This window comes from Bacillus sp. SIMBA_074 (assembly GCF_046534555.1).
GTDB classification, from domain to species: domain Bacteria; phylum Bacillota; class Bacilli; order Bacillales; family Bacillaceae_G; genus Bacillus_A; species Bacillus_A mycoides.
On the sequence record NZ_JAWRYM010000899.1, the window covers coordinates 1 to 252 of the forward strand.

The following is a 252-nucleotide window of genomic DNA, read 5'->3' on the forward strand; positions in this document are numbered from 1 at the left end:
GCCGGCAACGCTCGACGATGGCGACAACCGCCCGATGATGTTGGGCTGCCGGCCGCTCCCCGTGTCGCTGATGCCCTCCGTGACCTGCACCGGGCTCTCGAAGTCGCGGTCCGGGAGCCCCTCGAGGGCGTCGATGACCTCCTTCGGTGCGCCCTGGCCTTGGGCGGTTCCGACGAGATCGGCCTTGCTCGCGGGGTAGTCGACACCGCTCAGGTACTTCTGCACGTCGATCTGGATAGGTCGGTCGGCCAT

General features: G+C 68.3%; 1 protein-coding gene. It reads right to left on the reverse strand.

What is annotated here, in order from left to right; all coding sequences use genetic code 11:
* Positions 1 to 252: DUF2795 domain-containing protein (locus SB773_RS33355; RefSeq protein WP_410594732.1), on the reverse strand; the 252-nt coding region annotated here is incomplete at both ends.